At 39.1% G+C, this 6,689-nt stretch carries 5 protein-coding genes, 8 tRNA genes and 1 riboswitch; of the genes, 12 read left to right on the top strand and 1 reads right to left on the bottom strand.

The annotated features are described in order from the left end of the window. Window positions 1–148: 148 nt before the first annotated feature. Window positions 149–958: an alpha/beta hydrolase gene (locus OEZ61_RS04265; protein ID WP_263500166.1), complete on the bottom strand. Its 810-nt coding sequence runs from the start codon at window positions 956–958 to the stop codon at window positions 149–151. Window positions 959–1,013: 55 nt separating this feature from the next. On the opposite strand from OEZ61_RS04265, the gene OEZ61_RS04260 reads away from it, so the two are divergent. From OEZ61_RS04260 to OEZ61_RS04205, 12 genes are all read left to right on the top strand, one after another. Further along, window positions 1,014–1,511 carry a GNAT family N-acetyltransferase gene (locus OEZ61_RS04260; RefSeq protein ID WP_290047010.1) on the top strand — a complete coding sequence of 166 codons (498 nt, stop codon included), beginning with the start codon at window positions 1,014–1,016 and terminating at the stop codon, window positions 1,509–1,511. A gap of 39 nt (window positions 1,512–1,550) precedes the next feature. Continuing rightward, a riboswitch (Lysine riboswitch) is annotated at window positions 1,551–1,729 on the top strand. A 105-nt stretch (window positions 1,730–1,834) separates the two neighbouring features. Continuing rightward, window positions 1,835–3,292 carry an amino acid permease gene (locus OEZ61_RS04255; protein WP_290047009.1) on the top strand — a complete coding sequence of 486 codons (1,458 nt, stop codon included), beginning with the start codon at window positions 1,835–1,837 and terminating at the stop codon, window positions 3,290–3,292. A gap of 117 nt (window positions 3,293–3,409) precedes the next feature. After that, complete coding sequence (locus tag OEZ61_RS04250) at window positions 3,410–4,051, top strand: deoxynucleoside kinase (protein ID WP_034531485.1); 642 nt, start codon at window positions 3,410–3,412, stop codon at window positions 4,049–4,051. A gap of 277 nt (window positions 4,052–4,328) precedes the next feature. Beyond that, on the top strand, window positions 4,329–5,612 hold the full coding sequence (gene serS, locus OEZ61_RS04245; RefSeq protein ID WP_034531486.1) for a serine--tRNA ligase: 1,284 nt from the start codon (window positions 4,329–4,331) through the stop codon (window positions 5,610–5,612). A gap of 232 nt (window positions 5,613–5,844) precedes the next feature. Beyond that, a tRNA-Val gene (locus tag OEZ61_RS04240) sits at window positions 5,845–5,917 on the top strand. Window positions 5,918–5,920: 3 nt separating this feature from the next. Beyond that, window positions 5,921–5,993: transfer RNA gene (locus OEZ61_RS04235), tRNA-Lys, on the top strand. Between the two features lie 35 nt (window positions 5,994–6,028). Further along, a tRNA-Leu gene (locus tag OEZ61_RS04230) sits at window positions 6,029–6,112 on the top strand. A 21-nt stretch (window positions 6,113–6,133) separates the two neighbouring features. Further along, window positions 6,134–6,207, top strand: a tRNA-Thr gene (locus OEZ61_RS04225). Window positions 6,208–6,211: 4 nt separating this feature from the next. After that, a tRNA-Gly gene (locus OEZ61_RS04220) sits at window positions 6,212–6,283 on the top strand. Window positions 6,284–6,296: 13 nt separating this feature from the next. Further along, window positions 6,297–6,382: transfer RNA gene (locus tag OEZ61_RS04215), tRNA-Leu, on the top strand. A gap of 23 nt (window positions 6,383–6,405) precedes the next feature. Then, a tRNA-Arg gene (locus tag OEZ61_RS04210) sits at window positions 6,406–6,479 on the top strand. Between the two features lie 12 nt (window positions 6,480–6,491). Further along, window positions 6,492–6,565 (top strand) — tRNA-Pro (locus OEZ61_RS04205). Window positions 6,566–6,689 lie beyond the last annotated feature (124 nt).

Genomic DNA, 6,689 nt, shown 5'->3' with positions numbered 1-6,689 from the left:
ACTTATTAATAATTTTTGTAAATCCTAAACCATTATAATAATCTTTAATGGCAGCTAATTTTAATTCTTTAGAAAACATAAAAGAACCCCTTAGGTTAGATTTCTCCAACTCAAGGGGTTCAGTTCATGATGAAATTCATCAGTTCTTTTATTTTGCCCAGATTTCATCTAACCAGGTAATGGCAAGGTCAAACCATTCGGCGACACGGGCGTTATTGGAATCTTCGTTCCAGGATGTAATATTATTGGCAAGTCCCATTCCGTGAGGACCGTGGTGGAAGATGTGTAATTCATTATCCACATTGTATTCGTTTAACTTAATGGAATACTTAAGCGCGTTTTCCACAGGAACGAATGGATCGTCGGCGGTGTGCCAGATAAATGTTGGCATGTTTTTAGCTGAAACGTGTTCGTCAGCCTTTACTTGTTGTTCATCTGATACCCAGTTTAAGATGCTTTCCTTATCCTTAGGGAAACCACAGGTTAAGTTAGTCACAGGGTAGCTTAGGATAACCGCATTTGGTTTCAAAATCTCTGCGTTATCCACACCGGCTAGTTTTTGCATCCAATCGGTGTGATAAAAGTCATTGTAGAGACTGCAGATATGACCACCAATGGAGAATCCGGCAATCACGATTCTACTTTCATCGATATTGAATTCGTTGGCGTGTTCTCGAATGTATTTGATGCTGTTGGCCAATTCCTCTAGTGGATTGGGCATTAGTGGCATTGCTTCTTGTTCGAATGTGTATCTTAGATAGAAACTTTGGTAACCGTTGGCACTGAAATTGAGTGCAAAGCTTTCTGCTTGGTGGAGTGAAATGTGAGTATAAGATCCACCGGGAACGACGATTACGGCAGGATATTTGTATTGATTAGTTTGCACATCTGCTGATTTAAGATATCCTTGAAGAAAAGCGTTTGAGTTTTGACGAATCGATTCTCTGATGATTCTCATGTAAGCACCTCTCAAATATGTTTTACATATATTTTAACGCAAGGAGATAATGATTGTGGATAAAAAGAATAATTCACCTGAAAAAGAAGTGGCAGTCACTGAGTTACGCACAGATGATTTTGCCGACTATTATGAAATGATGCGCGATGAACAACTAGCCAAAAAGACCGGCTTTGAGCCAGTTAACGATGAAAGAAAGGTGCATATGCTGTTCGAATCCGAAAATGATACCAATAAAACGTATGCAATTCGACTTATCAACGGTGGAAAACTAATCGGGATTATTAATATTTTTCCGGAAATTGGGGATAACTTTGAACCGGATTACGAAAATATCGAATTAGGTTACTTTATTAACACAAGTTATCAACAGCGTGGATACATGACCTATGCATTGGGTGAGGTTTTAAATTGTCTAAAAGCACCCGTAAAGGTGGTCGAAGCAACGGTTGAAGCCCGTAATTTACCTTCGCAAAAAGTTTTACACAGTTTAGGTTTTACACAGGTGGATGAATACGAAGACAACCTCGTTTTTGAAATGAAAGTAAAATAGTATTGTAATCGTAAAGACATTAATATATAATGTTGTAGAAATCTAAGAAGAGGCGCAGCTGACAAAAGTAGCCATCATGAGTCGATAGGGCGACAACGATTGATGGTGAAAGGGGATGTCTGCCGAAACGACCGATTCCTTATGAATCGAGTTTGTTGGGTTCTAGCTTAATAGGCTAGAGACTGTCGTGGTTAATTCCACGGAGTGCTTTGTGATCAATAATTAAAAGAAATTATTATGGTCTCTTCTTGTGTTTACAGGAAGAGACTTTTTTAGTTATTATCGGCACCTCTTAGAAATACTTATAGAGGGTGAAATACATCATGAGTGAAAACTCAAATAATCATGTAAAGAGAGGTTTAAAGACTAGACACGTTTCTATGATTGCCTTAGGTGGTTCAATCGGTACCGGTCTATTCGTTGCCTCTGGTTCAGTTATTAGCCAAGCGGGACCTGGTGGAGCATTAGTTGCTTACTTATTAATGGGACTAATGGTTTACTTTTTAATGACTAGTTTAGGTGAAATGGCAACCAACACACCTATCTCAGGTTCATTCGCGGCTTACGCAGGTAAGTACGTTGACCCAGCGCTTGGATTTGCCATGGGTTGGAACTACTGGTTCAACTGGGCAATTACCGTTGCCGTTGATATCTCAACTGCAGCTTTAGTAATGAAGTTCTGGTTACCACACATGCCAGGTTGGATTTTCAGTGCGATTACATTAGCACTAATCCTTTGTGTGAACGCATTATCAGTTAAGTCATTCGGTGAAACAGAATTCTGGATGTCATTGATTAAGGTTATTACAATCTTTATCTTCTTAGCTGTTGGTGTTTTAACCATTTTTGGTATCATGGGTGGCCACTACATTGGTTTATCTAACTTCACTTACAAGCAAGCGCCATTCGTTGGTGGTATTCCAATGATTTTAGCGGTATTCGTAGTCGCTGGTTTCTCATTCCAAGGAACTGAATTAGTTGGTATTACTGCTGGTGAATCAGATAACCCAAGAGAAGCCGTTCCACGTGCGATCAAGGATGTTTTCTGGAGAATTATCTTATTCTACATCCTAGCAATCTTCGTAATTGGTTCAATCATTCCTTACACTAGTCCTGATCTATTAGGTTCAAGTGCTACCGATGTTGCAATTAGTCCATTTACAATCGTATTCAAGCGTGCTGGTTTAGCAGCCGCTGCTTCTATTATGAACGCTGTTATCTTAACTTCAGTCATTTCATCAGCTAACTCAGGAATGTATGCTTCAACTAGAATGCTTTACTCAATGGCTCACCAAGGATTCGCTCCTAAGGCTATGGGTAAGACTAACCGTCGCGGTATTCCAGTTGGTGCCTTAACAGTTACTACTGTGATTGCATTACTTACTTTCATTACAAGTATCGAAGGTCCACAAATTTATCTATGGTTAGTTGCCGCTTCTGGTCTTACTGGTTTTATTGCTTGGGTCGGAATTGCACTATCACATTACCGTTTCAGAAGAGCCTTCATCAAGCAAGGTCATTCACTAGACGAATTGAAGTACCATGCTACTTGGTTCCCAATTGGACCAATCATTACTTTAATTCTATGTATCTTAGTTATTTGTGGTCAAAACGTAAACTCATTTGCTAACTGGGATTGGGAACAAATCGGAATTACTTACATCTCAGTACCACTTGTATTAATTCTATACATTGGTTACAAGATTAAGCACAAGACACATCTAATTCCTCTAGATAAGGTTGATGTATCTCCTTCTGATTTAAGAGATGAAGAAAAATAATATAATGAAGATGCCGTTTTAACGGCATCTTTTTTGTTTGCCATCAATTTCTTCATATTCAAAACGACTTGAATGTATTAAAATAGTATATTAGAAAACGAAATTAAGGAGATTATTATGATAGTACTTGCTGGAACCATTGGAGCCGGAAAAACCTCTTTAACTAAGATCCTATCTGCTCATCTTGATTCAACTGGGTATTACGAATCAGTGGACGATAACGAAATTCTTCCATTGTTTTACAAGGATCCTAAGAAGTATGCATTCTTATTACAAATTTACTTCTTAAATACACGTCTAAACAATATTGAAAAGGCCCACAACGAAAAGTTAAGTGTTATGGACCGTTCTATCTACGAAGATTCATTACTATTTAGATTGAATGCTGATATGAAACGTGCCACTTCAACTGAAGCTGATATCTACGATTCATTGTTGGAAAATATGATGGAAGAAATTCCTGGTTCATTGAACCAAAAGAATCCTGATTTATTAATCCACATCAACATTTCATTCGATACCATGTTAAAACGAATCAAAAAACGTGGTAGAAGTTACGAACAAGTGGATAAAGATCCAGAACTATACAACTATTACCAAGACTTAAATAGTCGTTACAACGACTGGTATGACAACTACGATTTATCTCCTAAGATGCAAATCGACGGTGATAAGTTTGACTTTATCGAAAACGAAGAAGATTTAGCAGCAGTTCTAAAACAAATTGATGAAAAAATTGCTGAATTGAACTTAAAATAGTTGCCAATCACATTTTTTTATAATATTATTGAGTCAACAAATAAACGCAAGGTATGTTTTTAAGTAGACAACAAAGAGATGCAATGGTTGGTGTGAATTGCAAGTCGAAATTCCGGCATACGCAAAAGCGGGTAGGTAATGCTACACGGCAGGTGACCGTTATCTCCAAACGAGTGTTTAGCATGTGCTAAGAACTTGGGTGGTACCGCGAAAAGAAGACCTTCGTCCCAATGGATGGAGGTCTTCTTTTTTATTTGCAAAATTGGAGGTATTTACTATGTTAGATATGAAAATGATTCGTCAAAACGCTGACTGGGTAAAGGAAAAGTTAGCTACTAGAAATATCAAAGCTGAAACAATCGATGAACTATTAGGTTACGATGAAAAGCGTCGTGAACTAATCGTAAAAAGTGAAGGATTAAAAGCTAAGAAGAACGAAGTATCAAAGAAAATTGCGGAAGCAAAACGTAACAAGGAAGACGCTGCTGACGCCATCGCTGAAATGCAACAAGTAGGTAAGGAAGTTAAGGAATTAGATGAACAACTTGAAAAAGTTGAACAAGATCAACAAGACTTAGCGGCGCACTTACCAAACATTCCAGCAGATGACGTTCCAGTTAGTTTGACTGAAGAAGGTGCCGTTGAACTAAGAAAATACGGTGAACCACGTAAGTTTGACTTCGAACCAAAACATCACTGGGACTTAGGTGAAAAGTTAGGCATCTTAGACTTCGAAGCAAGTGCTAAGGTTGCCGGTAGTCGTTTTGTTTACTACATGGGTGCAGGTGCACAGCTAGAACGTGCCATTTACAACTTCTATTTAGACCAAAATGCTAAGGCTGGTTATAAAGAAGTATTACCACCATACATGGTAAACTCAGCATCAATGTTTGGTACTGGTCAATTCCCTAAGTTTAAGGAAACAAAGGCCGGTTTCGAAATTGCTGACAGTGATTTAACAATGATTCCTACTGCCGAAGTTCCATTGGTAAACTACTACAGAGATGAAGTAATGGATGCAGACAAACTACCAGTTAAGTTCACTGCACTATCACCAGCATTTAGATCAGAAGCTGGTAGTGCCGGAAGAGACACAAGAGGTCTAATTCGTCTACACCAATTCAATAAGGTAGAAATGGTTCAATTCACTAAACCTGAACAATCATGGGATGCACTAGAAAGCATTACTGCACATGCAGAAGACCTATTGAAGATGCTAGGTATTCCTTACCATGTAATCACATTAACTACTAGTGACATGAGTTTCACTGCTGCAATGACTCATGACATCGAAGTATGGATGCCAGCTCAAGGTCGTTACCGTGAAATCTCAAGTTGTTCAAACACCACTGATTTCCAAGCACGTCGTGCACACATCCAATACAGGGATGAAAATGGTAAACTACAATATGTTCACACTCTAAACGGTTCTGGCTTAGCTGTTGGTAGAACTGTAGCTGCTATCTTAGAAAACTTCCAAAATGAAGATGGATCAATCAACATTCCAGAAGTACTACAACCATACATGGGTGGTAAGACTAAGATCGAAAAAGAAGACTAATTGAATAGTTATAACTAAAGCGATAATCGAAAGATTGTCGCTTTTTTATTTTTTTGAAAAAAAGGGTAGACAGATAGCAGAAATTTAGATATAATATCTTTTGTTGAGTTAAAGAGAACGGCTCAGAAGCAAGTCATATCAACAATTAAGTAAAATTTCTTGTTGACATCACTTGAAAGAAATGATATTATTAAATAGTTGTCTTGTTAAGAGATAACTTGGAAGACCTCATGGAGGATTAGCTCAGTTGGGAGAGCATCTGCCTTACAAGCAGGAGGTCACAGGTTCGAGCCCTGTATCCTCCATATGAGCCGTTAGCTCAGCCGGTAGAGCATCTGACTTTTAATCAGAGGGTCGGCAGTTCGAACCTGCCACGGCTCATTGGCTCTATGCCATATACATTTTAATATAATCATGCGGGCGTGGCGGAACTGGCAGACGCGCTAGATTTAGGTTCTAGTTTCCTTATGGAAGTGGGGGTTCGAATCCCTTCGCCCGCATTTGCAATTTGCATAATTGCTGCCGACTTAGCTCAGTTGGCTAGAGCGCTTCACTAGTAATGAAGAGGTCGGGTGTTCGAATCATCTAGTCGGCATTATGCGGAAGTAGTTCAGTGGTAGAACATCACCTTGCCATGGTGGGGGTCGCGGGTTCGAATCCCGTCTTCCGCTTTTGCATAGTTCTGCCGGGGTGGCGGAATTGGCAGACGCACAGGACTTAAAATCCTGCGGTTAGTGATAACCGTACCGGTTCGATCCCGGTCCTCGGCATTTCAATAATTTAATACTATTATGCACCCATAGCGCAACTGGATAGAGTGTCTGACTACGAATCAGAAGGTTGTAGGTTCGACTCCTACTGGGTGCATTTTTTTATTTTCGGGAAGTAGCTCAGCTTGGTAGAGCACCTGGTTTGGGACCAGGGGGTCGCAGGTTCGAATCCTGTCTTCCCGATAATATAACCAAAAGAGAAAACATTAATTTGTTTTCTCTTTTTTGTTTTTCGTTAAAAATCTTTGCATTTTCAATATAAGTCCGTATAATTATAGTCAGAATTAGTCAAAGAAAGAGGTGGTAT

Origin of the sequence: Apilactobacillus sp. EABW-1NA (assembly GCF_030398685.1) — a bacterium.
GTDB classification, from domain to species: Bacteria; Bacillota; Bacilli; order Lactobacillales; family Lactobacillaceae; genus Apilactobacillus; species Apilactobacillus waqarii.
Note: the sequence above shows the minus strand (reverse complement) of the source record. Positions and strands in the feature narration are given on the sequence as shown.

Coding starts and splice junctions, on each gene's coding strand:
- OEZ61_RS04265 (WP_263500166.1), bottom strand. CDS start 958: ATGAGAATCATCAGAGAATCGATTCGTCAAAACTCAAACGCTTTTCTT.
- OEZ61_RS04255 (WP_290047009.1), top strand. CDS start 1,835: ATGAGTGAAAACTCAAATAATCATGTAAAGAGAGGTTTAAAGACTAGA.
- OEZ61_RS04250 (WP_034531485.1), top strand. CDS start 3,410: ATGATAGTACTTGCTGGAACCATTGGAGCCGGAAAAACCTCTTTAACT.
- serS (WP_034531486.1), top strand. CDS start 4,329: ATGTTAGATATGAAAATGATTCGTCAAAACGCTGACTGGGTAAAGGAA.